This window comes from Flaviaesturariibacter aridisoli (assembly GCF_004343705.1).
Taxonomy (GTDB): Bacteria; Bacteroidota; Bacteroidia; order Chitinophagales; family Chitinophagaceae; genus Flavisolibacter; species Flavisolibacter aridisoli.
The window spans coordinates 66,953-83,742 of sequence record NZ_SKFH01000006.1; the positions used below are offsets into that span (position 1 = coordinate 66,953).

The 16,790-nt window shown below is 59.2% G+C and carries 13 protein-coding genes; 12 read left to right on the forward strand and 1 reads right to left on the reverse strand.

Annotated features, from left to right (window positions below):
• The first annotated feature begins 28 nt into the window (after window positions 1–28).
• The 5 genes from E0486_RS05860 (at window position 29) to E0486_RS05880 (ending at window position 6,506) form a co-directional block, all read left to right on the forward strand.
• Window positions 29–1,459 carry a TolC family protein gene (locus E0486_RS05860; protein WP_131851214.1) on the forward strand — a complete coding sequence of 477 codons (1,431 nt, stop codon included), beginning with the start codon at window positions 29–31 and terminating at the stop codon, window positions 1,457–1,459.
• Window positions 1,460–1,582: 123 nt separating this feature from the next.
• Window positions 1,583–2,950, forward strand: coding sequence for an efflux RND transporter periplasmic adaptor subunit (locus tag E0486_RS05865; protein ID WP_131851215.1), 1,368 nt, complete (start codon window positions 1,583–1,585; stop codon window positions 2,948–2,950).
• 4 nt (window positions 2,951–2,954) lie between these two features.
• The gene (locus E0486_RS05870; RefSeq protein ID WP_131851216.1) at window positions 2,955–4,001 is read left to right on the forward strand and encodes an NAD(P)H-dependent glycerol-3-phosphate dehydrogenase; all 1,047 of its coding nucleotides are present in this window, start codon (window positions 2,955–2,957) and stop codon (window positions 3,999–4,001) included.
• 86 nt (window positions 4,002–4,087) lie between these two features.
• Complete coding sequence (locus E0486_RS05875; RefSeq protein ID WP_131851217.1) at window positions 4,088–5,533, forward strand: MBOAT family O-acyltransferase; 1,446 nt, start codon at window positions 4,088–4,090, stop codon at window positions 5,531–5,533.
• A gap of 1 nt (window position 5,534) precedes the next feature.
• Window positions 5,535–6,506: a hypothetical protein gene (locus E0486_RS05880; protein ID WP_131851218.1), complete on the forward strand. Its 972-nt coding sequence runs from the start codon at window positions 5,535–5,537 to the stop codon at window positions 6,504–6,506.
• Window positions 6,507–6,576: 70 nt separating this feature from the next.
• Here the strand turns inward: E0486_RS05880 and hemW are convergent, their stop codons facing one another.
• A complete protein-coding gene (gene hemW / locus E0486_RS05885; RefSeq protein WP_243697389.1) occupies window positions 6,577–7,686 on the reverse strand; it encodes a radical SAM family heme chaperone HemW in 1,110 nt (369 codons plus the stop codon).
• A 45-nt stretch (window positions 7,687–7,731) separates the two neighbouring features.
• Between hemW and E0486_RS05890 the strand changes: the two genes are divergently transcribed.
• The 7 genes from E0486_RS05890 (at window position 7,732) to porN (ending at window position 16,557) form a co-directional block, all read left to right on the forward strand.
• Window positions 7,732–9,513 carry a BamA/TamA family outer membrane protein gene (locus E0486_RS05890; protein ID WP_165917209.1) on the forward strand — a complete coding sequence of 594 codons (1,782 nt, stop codon included), beginning with the start codon at window positions 7,732–7,734 and terminating at the stop codon, window positions 9,511–9,513.
• Window positions 9,514–9,664: 151 nt separating this feature from the next.
• Window positions 9,665–10,591, forward strand: a complete 927-nt coding sequence (locus E0486_RS05895; protein WP_131851221.1) for a DUF4271 domain-containing protein — start codon at window positions 9,665–9,667, stop codon at window positions 10,589–10,591.
• Between the two features lie 84 nt (window positions 10,592–10,675).
• Complete coding sequence (locus E0486_RS05900; RefSeq protein ID WP_131851266.1) at window positions 10,676–11,428, forward strand: uroporphyrinogen-III synthase; 753 nt, start codon at window positions 10,676–10,678, stop codon at window positions 11,426–11,428.
• Window positions 11,429–11,683: 255 nt separating this feature from the next.
• On the forward strand, window positions 11,684–12,976 hold the full coding sequence (gene porK, locus E0486_RS05905) for a T9SS ring complex lipoprotein PorK/GldK (protein WP_131851222.1): 1,293 nt from the start codon (window positions 11,684–11,686) through the stop codon (window positions 12,974–12,976).
• Between the two features lie 117 nt (window positions 12,977–13,093).
• A complete protein-coding gene (gene porL / locus E0486_RS05910) occupies window positions 13,094–13,870 on the forward strand; it encodes a type IX secretion system motor protein PorL/GldL (RefSeq protein ID WP_131851223.1) in 777 nt (258 codons plus the stop codon).
• A gap of 61 nt (window positions 13,871–13,931) precedes the next feature.
• Complete coding sequence (gene porM / locus E0486_RS05915) at window positions 13,932–15,491, forward strand: type IX secretion system motor protein PorM/GldM (protein ID WP_131851224.1); 1,560 nt, start codon at window positions 13,932–13,934, stop codon at window positions 15,489–15,491.
• A gap of 16 nt (window positions 15,492–15,507) precedes the next feature.
• Window positions 15,508–16,557 carry a type IX secretion system ring subunit PorN/GldN gene (gene porN, locus E0486_RS05920; protein ID WP_165917210.1) on the forward strand — a complete coding sequence of 350 codons (1,050 nt, stop codon included), beginning with the start codon at window positions 15,508–15,510 and terminating at the stop codon, window positions 16,555–16,557.
• Window positions 16,558–16,790 lie beyond the last annotated feature (233 nt).

Genomic DNA, 16,790 nt, shown 5'->3' on the forward strand with positions numbered 1-16,790 from the left:
CCGATCCAAATCTCCTACTTTTACTCCCATGAAAAAGCCAATCAGCTGCTTCCTGGGGCTTCTGCTCGGCCTGCTGGCCCAGGGGCAGGAGCAGTGGGACCTCCGGCGCTGCGTGGACTGGGCGCTGGCCAACAACATTTCGGTAAAGCAACAGGATGTGCAGGCCCGCCTTGCGCAACTTACCTACGAGCAGGCGAAGTTGTCGCAGTATCCCAGCCTCAACCTCAGTACCAACTACGGGTACAGCACCGGCCGCTCCATCGACCCCACCACCAACTCTTTTACCGACAACTCCAACTTCTTCAGCCAGCCCGCGTTGCAGTCATCGGTAGACCTGTTCAACTTCTTCGCAAAGCGCAACCTCATTGCCGCCAACCGCATCGAGTCGATGGCGGCGCGGTCTTTTGTGGACAAGGTGAAGAACGACATCGCCCTCAACGTGGCTACCACGTACCTCACGGTGCTGCAGGCCCGCCAGCAGGTGCAGATCCTGCGGCTCAAGCAAACGCAGACGGGGGCGCAGCTCGAGCTTACCCGCAAGCAGGTGGCCGCCGGCGCCCTCCCCGAGCTCAACGCCGCCCAGATCGAGGCGCAGCTGGCGCAGGACAGCGCCAACGTGGTGAATGCGAAGACCACCGAGATCCAGACCCTCTTCAACCTGAAGGCCCTCCTCGCCCTCGATGCGGCCCAGCCCTTCGACGTGGTGACGCCGCCGGTAGAACTTATTCCCGTGGAGCCGCTCGGCGCCCTGCAGCCCGACGCCGTTTACCAGTCGGCCCTGCAAAACCTGCCGCAGCAGCGCTACAATGCCCTGCGCATCCAGGCGGCGCAGAAGAACGTGGCCGCCACCCGCGGCGCTATGTACCCGACGATCAGCGCCGGCGCCGGCGTGCAAAGCAACTACGCCGACGTGTATACCCGCTTTCGCCAGGTAGGCACCACCGACAAAACCACCTTTATCGGCAACGTCAACGGCAACGGGGCGCCGGTGTATTTCCAGCAAACCGGCGTACCGGTGCTGGAGCCTTACAACCCCACCTATTTCTCCCAGATCGGCAGCAACCTCCGCGAATACGTAGTGCTGCAGCTCAACGTGCCGATCTTCAACGGCGGGCAGGCCCGCACGGCCTGGAAGCGCTCCCAGCTGAACCTGCAGAACCTGCAGCTGCAGCAGACCGGCGACAGCCTGACCATCAAGCAGGATATTTATAAAGCTTATGCGGACGCCGTCAATGCACTGGAGAAATTCAATGCCGCGGGCAAGGCCGTGGACGCCAACCAGCGTGCCTACGACTTCGCGTCCAAGCGGTCGGCGATCGGCCTCCTGAGCACCTTCGAGCTGCTCACGGCCCAAACAAACCTGTTCACCGCGCAGCTCCAACGCTCGTCGGCGCAATTCGAATACGTTTTCCGCATCAAGCTGCTCGAATTTTATAAAGGGCAGGGACTGAAACTTTAAATACCGTTTGGGGTTTGTAGTTTGGAGTTTGTCGTTCCTTCGGCGGCAACACGATCTTCCATAACTGTTCAGATCTTTTTCAACTACAGACCACAAACGACAAACCACAAACTTTGAACTCTTATGAGTAAAACTGTAAAATGGCTCCTCATCGGCGTGGTAGCGCTCGTGCTGGTGCTGGTGATCGTGTCGGCCGTAACGGGCAATAAGGATAAAGGCACCAAAGTGGCCGTGGAAAAAGTAACGACGCGCAGCATCACCGAAACCGTAAATGCTTCGGGCAAGATCTACCCTGAGGTGGAGGTAAAGGTGAGTTCCGACATTTCGGGAGAGATCACCGCGCTCAATGTGCAGGAAGGCGACAGCGTGGTGAAAGGCCAGGTGCTGGCCCGCATCTTCGCCGACATATACTCCGCCCAGCGCGACCAGGCGCAGGCGCAGGTATCGCAGTCGCAGGCCCAGGTGGCCAACTCCTCGGCCGCCATCGCCGCGCTCAACGCGCAGCTGGAGCAGGACCGCAAAAACTATAACCGCTACAAGCAGCTCCACGACGACAAGGTGATCTCCGACGCGGAGCTGGAGCAATACGCTACGAAGCTGCGCTCGTCGCAGTCGCAGTACGACGCCGCCGTGCAGGGCATCCGGGCCGGCCAGGCCGGTGTGCAGGGCTCGCGCACGCAGCTCCAGATGGCCAACAAGAACCTCGCCCGCGCTACCATCGTGGCCCCGATGAACGGCATCGTGTCGCAGCTCAACGTAAAGCTCGGCGAACGCGTAGTGGGCACGGCACAGATGGCCGGCACCGAAATGCTCCGCGTGGCCAACATGGGCTCGCTCGAAGTACGCGTGGATGTAGGGGAGAACGACGTGGTGAAAGTGCACGTGGGCGACAGCGCAGACGTGCAGGTGGATGCCTACAACACCCGCAAGTTTCGTGGTGTAGTGACGCAGATCGCCGCCAGCACCAATAAGACGGGCGGCGCCACCGCTACCAACGACGTGACCAACTACGAAGTGCACATCCGCCTCGATCCCGCTTCCTATGCCGACCTGATGGATCCCGCGCACCCGCGCAGCTTTCCTTTCCGCCCCGGTATGAACGCTTCCGCCGACATCAAAACGCGCCGACGCAGCGACGTGCTGGCCATCCCCATCACCGCCGTGGCTGCCCGCGTAAAAGGCAGCGACAAGAACCTCGACGACAAGAAGAAAGAGAACAAGAAGGACGACGAGGCCGGCATCGACCAGGAGTCGGAAGCCGCGCCCACCGACGAACTGGAAGAAGTGGTGTTCGTGCTCACCAAAGACAACAAGGTGGAAAAACGCGTGGTGACCACCGGCATCCAGGACATCAACCATATCGAAGTGCTCAGCGGCATCAAGGCCGGCGAGCAGGTGGTGACGGCGCCCTTCAACGCGATCAGCAAGAACCTCAAGAACGGCGACGCCGTGCAGGTGGTAGCGAAAGAAAAATTATTCGACAAGAAATAAGCCCATGTCCGTACCGACGACATATGGCGTGATCGGCAGCGGCAGCTGGGCGACCGCGCTCGTGAAGATTTTGACCGATAACGGCCACCGCATCCACTGGTGGGTGCGCAATGACAAGCAGAGCGACTACATACAGCGCCGCCGCCACAACCCGCAATACCTCCCGACGGCTTACCTCGATGTGTCGAAGCTGCACATCGCAGGCGACGTGAACGAGGTGGTGCGCGCCGCCGACGTGCTGGTACTGGCCGTGCCTTCGGCCTATATCACCGAAGTGCTCGACCAGGTGGACCCCGGGCTGTTGCGCACGCGCAAGGTGATGTCGGCAATCAAAGGCATCGTGCCCGGTCCCGACGTGCTGCTCAACGAATACCTGGCGGAACGCTTCGGCCTGCCGCTGGAGAACTATTTCGCGGTGCTGGGTCCCTGTCACGCCGAGGAAGTGGCCGCGGAGAAGCTGTCGTACCTCACCTTTTCGGGCGTGGACGATGCCATGACGGCGCAGATCGCCGAAGACTTCCGTTCGCCCTACATCAACACGGTAACCAACCACGATATCCTCGGCGTGCAGTACGCCGCGGTGCTGAAGAACATCTATGCCCTCGGTGCAGGCATCGCCCATGGCCTCGAATACGGCGACAATTTCCTGAGTGTATACATCGCCAACAGCGCAGACGAGATGGCTAATTTCCTGCAGCAGGCCGGCGTGGAGCACATCGAGGTGGGCAAGCACCAGCCGCTGGCGGGCGCACAGCGCCGCGACATCAACTATGCCGCCTCCGTGTACCTCGGCGACCTGCTGGTAACCTGCTATTCGTTGTACAGCCGCAACCGAACCTTCGGCGCCATGATCGGCAAAGGCTATACGGTGCAGTCGGCGCAGCTCGAGATGAACATGGTGGCCGAAGGCTACAACGCCTGCAAGTGCATGTTTCACATCAACGCGCGCATCGGCGCCGACATGCCCATTGCCGAAACGATCTACCGCATTCTGTGGGAAAAGCTGTCGCCGGCCGAGGGTTTTGAAACGATCGAGGCGGTGCTGGTATAGGAACGTTCAGAAAGTCGAGGGAGTGCCGGAAAGTGGTTGATGCGACCTCGTACGCCGGGCTCTAAAGCCCCAAACTGTTTCGCTGCATGCTCTTCAGCTCTCTGTCCTTCGCTTACTTTCTGCCGGTCGTGTTCGCGCTGTACTGGCTGCTGGCGCGGCGGGGTGCGGAAGCGCAGAACCTGCTGTTGCTGGCGGCGAGCTGGTATTTCTACAGTTGCTGGGACCCGCGCTTCCTGGGGCTGCTGCTTTTTTCAACACTCCTCGATTACGGCTCGGGCCTGCGGATCGCCGCGGCAGCGAAGCCGCGGGTGCGCAAGGCCTGGCTCGTGCTCAGCGTGGGCGTGAACCTGGCCTTCCTGGCGCTGTTCAAATACTACGACTTCTTCATCGCCTCCTTCGCCGCGGCACTGAGCCGCGTGGGCATTCATGCCGATCCGCCGCTGCTCCACGTGCTGTTGCCGGTGGGCATTTCGTTTTACACCTTTCACGGCCTGTCGTATGTGATCGACTGCTACCGCGGCAGCATCCGCCCCGAGCGCCATTTTGTTTCCTACGCGCTGTTCGTTTCGTTCTTCCCGCTGCTCGTAGCGGGCCCTATCGAGCGGGCCACCCACCTGCTGCCGCAATTAAAAACACCCCGACGCTTCCGGTACGAAGATGCGGCCGAAGGACTGCGGCAGATGCTGTGGGGCTTCTTTAAGAAAGTCGTCGTGGCCGACAACTGTGCGCATTATGTGAACCTGGTGTTTTCCGGCGAAAGCCATTACTCGGGCAGCCAGCACGCACTGGGCGCCCTGTTTTTCGCCATCCAGATCTACAGCGATTTTTCGGGCTATTCCGACATCGCGCTCGGCACCGCCCGCCTTTTCGGCATCGACCTGTTGCGCAACTTTGCCCATCCCTACTTTTCGCGCGACATCGCGGAATTCTGGCGCCGCTGGCACATCTCGCTTTCCAGCTGGTTTCGCGACTATCTCTACATTCCCCTCGGCGGCAGCCGCCATGGCCGCGCCCGAGCGATCCGGAACACCTTTATCATCTTCCTCGTCAGCGGCCTCTGGCACGGCGCCAACTGGACCTTCCTGGCCTGGGGCGGCCTGCACGCCCTTTTCTTCCTGCCGCTGCTGCTGGCCGGCCGCAACCGCGTGCACCTTTCCGTGGTCGCATCGGGCCGGCTCCTTCCCTCACTCTCCGACATGGCGCGCATGACCGGCACCTTTGCCCTCGTGACGCTGGCCTGGGTCTTCTTCCGGGCGGCCAGCATCGGCGACGCGCTCCGCTACCTGCGCCACACGTTTGTGCGTTCGCTGCTGTCGTTTCCGGGTATGCCGCCGATGGCACAGGTGACCCTGCTGCTATCGGCCTTCCTGTTCGGTGTGGAATGGCTCGGGCGGGAGCGGCCATTTGCTCTCGCCGGCTTCGGCAGCCGTTGGCCGCGGCTTGCACGCTGGAGCTTTTACGCGTTGCTGCTCTTTATCATCGGGATGTACATGGTGACAGAGGAGCAACCGTTTTTGTACTTTCAATTCTGACATGGCGCGCTTCCTGAAACATATCGTCCTCTTTTTGCTGTTCGCCGGTGCCGTGTATTTGTGCTTGTTGTATGCCGCAGGCATTTTCATCCCTCAACACCTCCAGAAGAACCTGTATCGGCAGCCCATCCGGAGTTCTTTCGTCCGCGAGCGGATTCATGAAGTTTCGGACTACCGCCAGGCCGACCTGCTTATCGTTGGTCCTTCGCTCGCGCACCGTGGGATCGACCCGCGCGTTTTTCGGGAAAGAGGGTACCGGGCGTTGCTGCTGACCTGCGGCGGGCAAACACCCGTGCAGGCCCGGATCTTTTTGGAGCGGTACCTGGATTCGGTGCAGCCAAAGCGCGTGCTGTTGGTCGTTTATCCCGAATTGTACGTCAAAGACCGGATCGAGCCGAGCATCGACCTGTTGTTGAGCGACCGGGTGGACGGTGCCATCTGGCGAACGGCGCTGTTGCATAAAAACCTGCGCGTGGTCAACACGTTGCTCTATACGACAATGCGCCAATGGTCGGGGGCGCAACCGCCGGCGCTTCGCAGCGGAAATGAAGATGACGTGTACATTCCCGGCGGTATGCAACAAAGGCGTGTGCTTACCTACAACCAGGACCTGCCCACCGCCTGCATACCCGGACCAGGGCTGCCGCTAAACCCGATGTACCTGGAGGAGCTCGACGCTTGTCTCGCCTTGCTGCGAAGCAGAAATGTTCCGGTTCTGCTGCTTCAAATGCCACAAGCCCGGGCACGCTACCAATGTTACCGGTACAAGGAGGAGGTGGATTCGCTTTTTCATTCCCGCGCGTCCTACTGGAACCTCAACGGGCAGGTTGCGCTCGACGACAGTCTCGACTTTTACGATAATGCACACCTGAACGCGAGGGGTGCGCGCACGTTCACCGGGGTGCTATGCACCGATCTGGAGCGCGCCGGTTACTTGAAACACGGAAATCTGCAGGTCGCGAAGGGGAAGTAAAATTCACCGCAAAGAACGCATTCACGGTTTCCGGTTTACCAATAAACGAATAAGCCAATTGACCAGTCCGCTACACGAACAACTCCGCGGCCAGTCCGTCGGCGCGCAGCATGCCTTCGTCGGTCAGTGCATAGCCGCTGGGCGTTTCCCGCACCAGGCCCTCCCGTAGAAATACGGACAGGCGTGCTTCGATGTCCTTGCGTTCGGAATTTGTTGCCGCGGTGTTTACACGGGAGCGGTCGATGCCTTCGATGGTGCGGAGCGAGATCATGAAGTATTCGTTGAGACGTTGGGCACGCGTCAGCGCCTCGCTTTCCTGCGGCGCGCGGCCCTCTTTGAGGGCGCGGATGTACGCCGTGTTGTTGGCGATGTTCCAGGAGCGTTCGGTGCCGTTGAAGGAGTGCGCCGAAGGGCCGAGGCCGAGGTAGGGGAGACCTTTCCAGTAGCTGGAGTTGTGGCGGCTACGCATCCCCGGCTTCGCGAAGTTGGAGACCTCGTAGTGCTCGTACCCCCCCGCTTTCAGCCACTGCATCAGGAGCAGGAACTGGCGCGCCTGCTGCTCGTTGTCGACGTCGGTCTTCTGCCGCTTTTCGATCTGCTTGTGCAGTGGTGTTTTTTCTTCCACCGTCAGTGCATAGCAGGAGAGGTGGGGCACGCCATAGCCGGTAGCGATGCGCACGTTTTCTTCCCAGCGCTCGTCGGAGAGGAGGGGCGAGCCGTAAATAAGGTCGATACTGAGGTTGTTTAGGCCGGCGGCGAGGCTGTCTTCAATGCATTGCCGCGCGTGCGCCGCCGTGTGGGCGCGGTTCATCCAGCGCAATTCGTCTTCAAAAAACGACTGCGTGCCGATGGACAGGCGGTTGACGCCCGCTCCCTTCCAGGCGCGCAGGCGCTCGGGCGTGATGTCGTCGGGGTTGGCCTCGAGCGTGATTTCGGCGTCGGCGGTGAGCGGAAACTGGCGGCGCAGCGTGTCGAGGAGGCCATTGAGTTCCGCGTCGCTGAGGAGACTGGGCGTTCCGCCACCGAAGTACACCGTTTCCACGGGCGCTCCGGCGAGGTACGGCGTGCGCAGGACGGCTTCCTGCTGCAGCGCCGTCACGAGTTCCGGCTTGTAGCGCAGGGAGGTACTGAAGTGGAAATTGCAATAGTGACAGCCCTGCTTACAAAAGGGGATATGCAAATAAATTCCGGCCAACGGCGTTCTGGATTGAATACTTTTACAAACGTGCGGACGAAGGTACAGCAAATGCTTGCGGCGCTGGTGTTAATGCTGGTTGCTACCGGCCTGCGGGCTCAATACGGGTTGCGGTATGTGATCGCCGATTCGGCCGCGCATGCTGCGTTGCCGCCACTCAGCGCCTCTTTCGGTAATGCCGCCGCCGCCGCTGCCTATGCCCGCGCGCTGCCTGCCACGCTGCAGGGCCGCGGCTACGTAACCGCCTCCCTCGACAGCCTGCGGCTCGATTCGGCCTCCGGCACCGCCTGGATCTTTCTCGGTGCGGCCTACCGCTGGGCCCGCCTCAGCACCCGCCCCGAAGACGCCGACCTGTACGGCGCCCTGCGCTGGAACGCGGGCTCCTTTAATGGCGCCGTGCTCGACTTCCCGCGCCTCCGCAGCCTGCAGGAGCGCCTGCTCGACCGCCTTGAAGACAACGGCTATCCCTTCGCCCGTGTGTACCTCGACTCGGTGCGGATCGGCGGTGATTCGGTCAGCGCCCTGCTGCGGGTAGACCGCGGGATGCGCTATCTCATCGACTCCATCCGCGTTTACGGCGACCTTAAGATCTCCAACGAGCTGCTGCAGCGGCACCTCGAGCTGCCCAACGGAACGCCCTACAGCCGGCGCCGCCTGCAGGCGGTAGACAAGCGCCTCGCCGAGCTGCCTTACGTGCAGGTGGAACGCCCGTCCGACCTGACGATGCTCAATACCGGCTCCATCCTCAACGTATACCTCAAAGCCAAGCGCAACAGCCAGGTGAACGCCCTCGTTGGCTTCCTGCCCAACCCCGACGCGGGTGCCGCGAAAAAGCTGCTGGTGACCGGCGAGGCCAACCTGCTGCTGCGCAACGGCTTTGGCGGCGGTGAAACCATCGGGCTCAACTGGCAGCAGCTCCAGCAAAGCTCGCCGCGCCTCCACCTGCTATTTGAGCAGCCCTATTTTCTCCGCAGCCCGCTGGGCTTCGGCGTCGACTTCGAGATGTTCCGTAAAGACACCACCTTCCTCAACCTCACCTTCGACCTGACGGCCCGCTACCGCAGCGGCAAAGGGGTGGCAAGCCTTTTCTTCCAGCGTCGCTCTTCGGTGGTAAACGGGGTGAACGTGCAGCAGGTGCTGGCACAGCGCCGCCTGCCGGTGGAGGCCGACGTAGCCTCCAATAACCTCGGCGCCGGCTACGACTGGAACGGCACCGACTACCGTTTCAATCCCCGCCGCGGCTCCGAATTCAAGATCACCGCCTCCGCAGGCATCAAGAAGCTGCGGCCGAGCACGCAGGTGGTGGAGCTCAAAGACCCGGGCGACCCGGCCTTTTCGTTTGCGAAGCTGTACGATACGGTGAAGCTGCGTACGTACCAGTTCCGCGTGTTGCTTTCCGGGGCCCACTACTTCCCGCTCGGCCGGCAGAGCACATTGCGGACGGCGATCAACGCCGGTGCCTTCGCGAGCGGCTCCGTGTACCGCAATGAGCTCTTCCAGGTGGGCGGCTACAAGCTCCTTCGCGGCTTCGACGAGGAAAGTGAATACCTGTCGCAATATGCCATTACCACCGCGGAGTTCCGCTACCTTATCGGGCAGAATTCGCACTTCTTCGTATTCGCCGACGGCGGCTGGGGGCGGCAGCCCGAGCCGGTGAATGCCAACCGTTTTTACCTCGGCACCGGTTTGGGCATTTCGCTGGAAACAAAGGCCGGCATTTTCAACCTGGCCTGGGCTATCGGCCGCCGCGACGACGTACCGTTCAACCTGCGGAAGAGCAAGGTGCATTTGGGCTACGTCTCTTATTTCTAGCCGCAGGTTCCGTCAGCCGTGAGCCCGCAACACGCGGTAAAAACATAGGCAGAATGAATCCGTTTGCCATTAAACGAGCCGGCGCTCACGGTTCACGGCTCACGCTTCACGATTGGCGATTGACAAATCGCGAGTACATTTGCTCCATCCCATGAAAAGCGGTCGCTCCATTTGCCTGATCCTGATGCTGTTGGCCGGCCTATGCGCCGGTGCTCAGCCGCGCGACAGCCGCTCCCTGCCCGTTGACACGGCCCGCTTCTCCGTCCTTGATTCGCTGGGCAACCCGATCGCCGATACCCTGCGCCGCGACACCTTTCAGCTCCCGCCGTTGCTGGTAACGCCGCAGCGCTTTGACAGCGTCGTGTGGACGCGGCACCCGTTCATTTCCTTTCAAAACCCCGTCCGCCTGCGAGAGTCGGTGCACGTGACCGAAGGCAAGGAGTCGCTTTTTTACACGTCGATGGGCCTGCTGCTGCTGCTGGCCATTGCCCGGAGCGGCTTTCCACGCTACCTCGCCGACTTGTTCCGGCTATTCTTCCGCGCCAACCTGCGGCAGCGGCAAGCGAAGGAGCAACTGCAGCAGTCGCCGATGCCTTCGCTGTATATGAACGTGCTGTATTTCGGTGTGGGAGCGCTTTTCCTGAATCTGCTGTTCCGCCGCTTCGGGCTGGCCGGCGGTTGGGGCTTCTGGCCGCTTTTCGGCTACACGGCGGCGGGGCTCGCGGCCCTGTACCTCGGCAAGTTCATCGTGCTGCGCCTGGTGGGCTGGATCCTTCGCGTGCCGGGGCCGGCGGAGGCGTATGTGTTCATCGTGTTCACGGCCAACAAGATCCTGGCCATGCTGCTGCTGCCTTTCGTGGTGCTGCTGGCCTTTACCGAGGGCGCGCTCAACCAGGTGGCACTTACCCTCGCGCTGACGTTGGCCGGCGGCGTATTTGCCTACCGCTACTTCCTGTCGTATACCACCGTGCAGCGACAGGTGCGGCTGCCGTTCTTCCATTTCGTGCTCTACCTGGTGGCCTTCGAGCTGGTGCCGTTGCTGCTGATTAACAAACTGTTGTTCCGCGTATTAGGGTAAAATACGTACCTTTGCCGTACATTAGGTTACCTATTTATGGTGAAAAACGAGGTTTCAAAGGCAGGTGCGAAGGCCAAAGCCGGTATGCGGATCCTGATCACACAGCCTAAGCCGGAAAGTGACAAATCCCCTTATTTTGAGCTCAGCCGTAAATACGGCGTTTCCTTAGACTTCCAGCCCTTCATTCAGCTCGACCCGATCCCCGCGAAGGAATTCCGGAAGCAAAAGATCGATATCCAGGCGCACAGCGCAGTCATCCTCACCAGCCGCAACGCCATCGACCACTTCTTCCGCACCTGCGAGGAAATGCGGGTGGCCGTATCGCAGGATACGAAGTATTTCTGCATCACCGAGGCCGTTGCCCTCTACCTTCAAAAATTCATTCTCTACCGCAAGCGCAAGGTTTTCTATGGTGCCGACGGCTCCAACAAAAGCCTGTTCGACGTCATCAACAAGCACAAGAGCAACGAGAAGTTTCTCTATGTATGCTCCGAGAACCAGCAAGACTCCGAGATCACCGGCTGGCTGAAGTCCAATGGCTGCGACTTCTCCCTGGCGTTCATGTACCGCACCGTCAGCCGCGACGTGAAGGAATTGCTGACGGCCAACGAGTTTGACGTCATCTGCTTTTTCACCCCCAGCGGTGTCAAAAGCCTTTTCGACAACCGGCCCGACTTCCGCCAGAACGGAACGGTGATCGGCGCCTTTGGGTCCAATACGTCGAAGGCTGTGGAGGAATCCGGGCTGGAGCTGGGCATCAAGGCCCCGCAGCCGCAGGCGCCCTCGATGGTGTCGGCCCTGGATCAATTCCTGGCCGCTACATTCAAGAAAAAATAACCGCGCGTACGCATTCCGATAACAGAAAGGCCGCACTGCGGCCTTTCCCCATTCCTGCATAGGGCAATTCATCTGAAGTTTTGTTGCTTTCACCGGAATAGGTCCGGAAAAGTTAAAAAATAATACAATAATTGCAGTAGCAAGCCGTTTAAGACGGTACGCCTAAAGGGCTTGCAGATGAAAAAAATAAGTTGTAACCTTGTGCGGTCAATTTTATCAAAAGCTTATATTTGCCCAATACCCTCGTGTATGACAATGAAAAACCATTACGTTGCGATTCTCGCAGCTGCTTCTTTCGCGCTGGTAAGCTGCGGTGGCAGTAAAAAAGGTGGCGCCCTGCCCAATGACGGACAGGTCCACGGTGTCGCCCCTGGCGGCAAGTTTACGCCTAAACGTCCTCCCGGCATGGTCTACGTACCTCAGGGCACCTTCCACATGGGTCCCTCCGACGAAGATCCGGCCTACGCCTTCAGTGCCCGCAACCGCTCGGTCTCGATCAGCGGTTTCTGGATGGACGCCACCGAAATTACCAACAACCAGTATCGTCAGTTCACCAAGTGGGTCACCGACTCGATCGTAGCCAAGAAACTAGGCTATGTGAAGAGCGGCACCGACGGAAATGAGTACGTTGACTGGGCCAAGATGAAAACCATGAAGTGGGGCGACCCCAAAGTGGTGGAACAGCTCGGCCAGACGGACATCATCCTGTCGCCGGAAGACCGCATCTACGGCAAGAAGGAGCTGGACGCCAACAAGATCGTCTACCAGTTCGAAGCCTACGACTACGGTGAGGCCGCCAAGCGTGAGAACGCCGCCAAGCCCCGCTCGCAGTTCATCCGCAAGTACCCCATCCGTGTCTACCCCGACACGCTGGTGTGGATCCGCGACTTCTCTTATTCCTACAACGAACCCATGGCCAAGCGCTACTTCGCGCACCCCGCCTTCGGCAACTACCCCCTGGTGGGTGTGAGCTGGAAGCAGGCCGAGGCTTTCTGTAACTGGCGTACGCACTACCTGAACTCCTTCCTCGAGTCGAAGAAGCAGGCCCAGGAGTCCGACTTCCGCCTGCCTACCGAAGCGCAGTGGGAATACGCCGCCCGCGGTGGCCGCTCCCAGTCGATGTTCCCCTGGGGCAACTACTACCTGCGTAACAAGAAAGGCTGCCTGCTGGCCAACTTCAAGCCCGGCCGCGGCAACTACCCCGAGGACGGCGGTTTCTACACCGTACGCGCCGACGCTTACTGGCCCAACGACTTCGGCCTGTACAACATGTCGGGCAACGTAGCCGAATGGACTTCCTCGATCTACTACGAGGGTGGCTATACCTTCCAGCACGACATGAACCCCGACGTTCGCTGGAATGCCAAAGAAACCGATCCCCCGAAGATGAAGCGTAAAGTGATCCGCGGTGGATCCTGGAAAGATGTAGGCTACTACCTGCAGACCAGCACCCGCACCTATGAATACCAGGATTCTGCCAAGTCCTACATTGGCTTCCGCTCCGTGATCGACCTGCCCGCCATGTCTGGCCGCGGTCGCCGCAAATAATTCTTTTCTATTTCCTACCACTTTATTCAATAAACAGAAGACAGCTTTCGTTAGTAAGGCTGCCTTCTGTTTCCAATTCTAACTTTTTTAACCAACCATTTCTAAAAGAACAATTTTATGGCAGCTGCTATTCCTCCTAAAGTAAGCAAGTATGTAGACGTAGTCGTATCGATCGCTGCGGCGCTTGTTATCTATGGTGCCCTTCAGAAAATCCTTCACTCGCCTACGGCTGACCTCTGGCTGAAGATCGGTCTGTATACAGAAGCAGTGGTGTTCCTGATCTACGGTGTCCTTTACATCATTTACCCTGCCGTTGGCGACGCTTCGCACAGCGAAGAGCTGCTGGTGGAGACCGCCGGCGCCAAGGGTGCTCCCGGCACGGTACACGCACTCGACAAGGCTATGGCCCAGGCCGACATCACGCCCCAGAACCTGAACCTGCTGGGCGAGAACTTCAAGAAGCTCAACACGACCCTCACGAACATGAACCAGATCGCCGACGTAGTGAAAGTGACCGGCGACTATACCACCCGCACCCAGGAAGTGGCCAACGCCCTTTCGAAAGTGAAGGATGCCTACCTGGGCGCCGCCAACTCGGTCAGCGCATTCAACCAGTCGACCGAAGGCGCCAAGGTGTTCAACGAGCAAATGCAGGTGCTGTCGAAGAACCTTTCTTCGCTCAACACGATGTACGAGCTCGAGCTGAAAGCCGGCAACAACAACATCCAGGCCCTCAACAGCTACTACGGTAAGCTCGCCGAGACCGCCAAGACGATGAACAGCTCGGCCGAAGACGCCAAGAAAGTACAGGAGCAGATCGCAGGCCTCGCCGGAAACCTGACCCGCCTCAACACGGTGTACGGCAACATGCTGAGCGCCATGCAGGGCCGCTAATGGCGCCTTCCGCAAACCGAAAACCACTTTCAACAAACCGACCTTAAATTTTTGACCCGATATGGCACTACCTAAAGAGCCACGGCAAAAGATGATCAACCTGATGTACCTGGTGCTGACAGCCCTGCTGGCACTGAACGTCTCGGCTGAGATTCTTAACGCCTTTAAAACAGTTGACCGAAGCCTCACCGAAACCAATGCCACGATGGCGGTTTCTACGAACACGATCATGACCTCTTTCGAAGACAAGCTGAAAGAGTCTGAAACGGCTGCCAAAGCGGCTATCTGGAAACCCAAAGCCGACCAGGCTGTGGCCCTTTCCAAGGAGATGTTCGATTACATCGACGCCGCCAAGAAGCAGATCCTGAAGAACGCCGGTTTCGACCCTACCCGTAAGAAAGACGGCCAGCCCGATTCTACCTACAAGGAAGACAACCAGGACGTTGCCACCCACTACATGATCGAAGAAGGCAAGGGCAAGGAAATGCTCGCCCGCCTGCAGGATTATAAGAACAAGATGACCGCCCTCGGTGCCGGTGACGCTGCCATTCAGACCCAGATCGCTGGTTTCCTGAAGCAGATCAACCTCGAAACGCCGAAAACAAAGGCCGGTGCGAAGGATTGGCAGACCGCCTACTTCCACATGGTGCCGACGGTTGCCGCTATCACGATCCTGTCGAAGTTCCAGAACGACATCCGCACGGCAGAAAACCGTACCGTATCCCTGTTCCACGAGCAGGTAGGTAAAGTAGCCGTTCGTTACGACAAGTTCGCCGCCATCGTAGGCCAGAACACCAACTACGTTATGCCGGGTCAGGAAGTAGAGATCAGCGCCGGTGTAGGTGCCTTCTCGTCCGCCGCCCGTCCCACCATCACCATCGCCGGCCAGGGCGCTCCCCTGGGCGAAGATGGCCAGGCCAAGCTCAAAGTACAGGGCGGTGGTCTCGGTAAGCATACCGTTCCCGTTGTGATCTCCTTCATGGACCAGGACGGCAAAATGCAAACGGTTAACAAGACGGTTGAATACACGGTAGGTCAGGCCAACGCCTCGATCGCCCTCGACAAGATGAACGTGATGTACATCGGTGTAGACAACTCCGTGACCATTGCCGCCAGCGGCGGTGGCGACGACCGCGTATCGGCTTCCATCTCCGGCGGCGGCGGCTCGCTCAACAAAGTCGGCCCCGGCAAGTACGTGGCCCGCGTAAGCTCGGTAACCGACGATTGTAAGATCACGGTAACCGTAGACGGCAAAGTGGCCGGTGTATCCCAGTTCCGCGTTCGTACCATCCCCGACCCGGTTGCTACCGTAGGTGGTGTGGCTTCGGGCGAGAACATGAACGCCGGTACCTTCAAGAACCAGGCTGGTGTGGGTGCTTACATCAAGGACTTCCCCCTGGACCTGAAATACACGGTAACCTCGTTCACCATTTCCGCTGACGACGAGAACGGCGATATCATCGACGCTCCCTGCCAGGGCAACACGTTCAACAACGCGAAGGCCCAGCAGATCCTCCGCAGCCTGAAATCCGGCAGCATGGTAACGATCGACCAGATCCGCGCTATGGGCCCTGATGGCCGAGGTCGTAAACTTCCTTCGCTCGTTTATTATATCAAGTAATAACCTACCAGTTCATATGAAAAACCTTGTCCTAAAGGCTTCGTTCTTCCTGCTGTTGCTGAGTTTCGCAGCCGCCGACGCGAATGCGCAGCGCCCCTCGCGCCGCCGCAACAACAATCCGCCGGCCACTAACAACGCCAACAGCGGCACGGAGACCAGCGAGCAGGTCAACCAGACCCGCCCTCCTTCGGGGTACAATCCCTACGGCAACATTCCGATCGAGAAAGACTCGACCGGTGCCTCCGATACGGCTGTAAAGGCGTCGCTGCGTAACGACAATGCCTACGACAAGTCGGCCCTCAACGACCGGACGCCGCTCAACTACGAGCACCTGCGTTGGGACGATGCCCTCTTCGCCGAGAAGGTATGGCGCGAGATCGACCTGCGTGAGAAGATCAACCAGAGCTTCCGCTACGCAGCCGACGAGAACAACGGCAGCCAGCTGTTCATGAACATCCTGCTGAAGGCTGTGAACACCGGCCAGGTTACCGCTTTCTCCGACGAGCGCTTCACCACGCCGATGACCCTGGCTGAAGTACAGCAACTCACCGCCGGCCAGACTGATACCGTTCCGGTAACGGATATCAACGACCCGAACAAGGTGGTCAAGTACAAGGTAACCTCCGCGCAGTTCGACGCCAAGACGGTGATGAAGCTGCGTATCAAAGAGGAATGGGTGTTCGACCGCGAAGCCAGCCGGATGTTTGTCCGCATCCTGGGTATCTGCCCCTTGAAGTCGCGCGAAATGCCCGCCGGACCCGGTGGCCGCCCCGGCCAGGTGTCCGACGCATCGACCCCGATGTTCTGGCTCTACTACCCCGACCTGCGCCCCATCCTGGCCCGCTACGAAGTGTACAACCCCAAGAACATGGGCGCCAGCCGCATGACCTGGGAAGAACTCTTCGAAGCCCGGATGTTCAGCTCCTACATCACCAAGTCGACGCTCGACAACCCTGGCAACAAGAACGTGCGCCAGATGATCAAGGACCCGATCCTGGCCCTGCTGGAAGGCGACAACATCAAAGAACGCATCTTCAACTACGAGCAAGACCTGTGGTCTTACTAATAGGCTTAATCGCAAAGAAAAAGTCCCTTGGAAACAGGGGACTTTTTCTTTGCCGGCACGTAAAAAACTCAAAATATTTCCGTGGTCTTTACCGTATTTATCGGATAAAGTATTGTATTTTTACTCCGGTTTTTCATAGGATATTGGATTTTAAAACGGGGCCGGATTTCCATCCAGCCCTTTTTCATTTTACCCCTCGCCGGAGCGAAAGCATGCAGTTGCGAAGCCTCGGG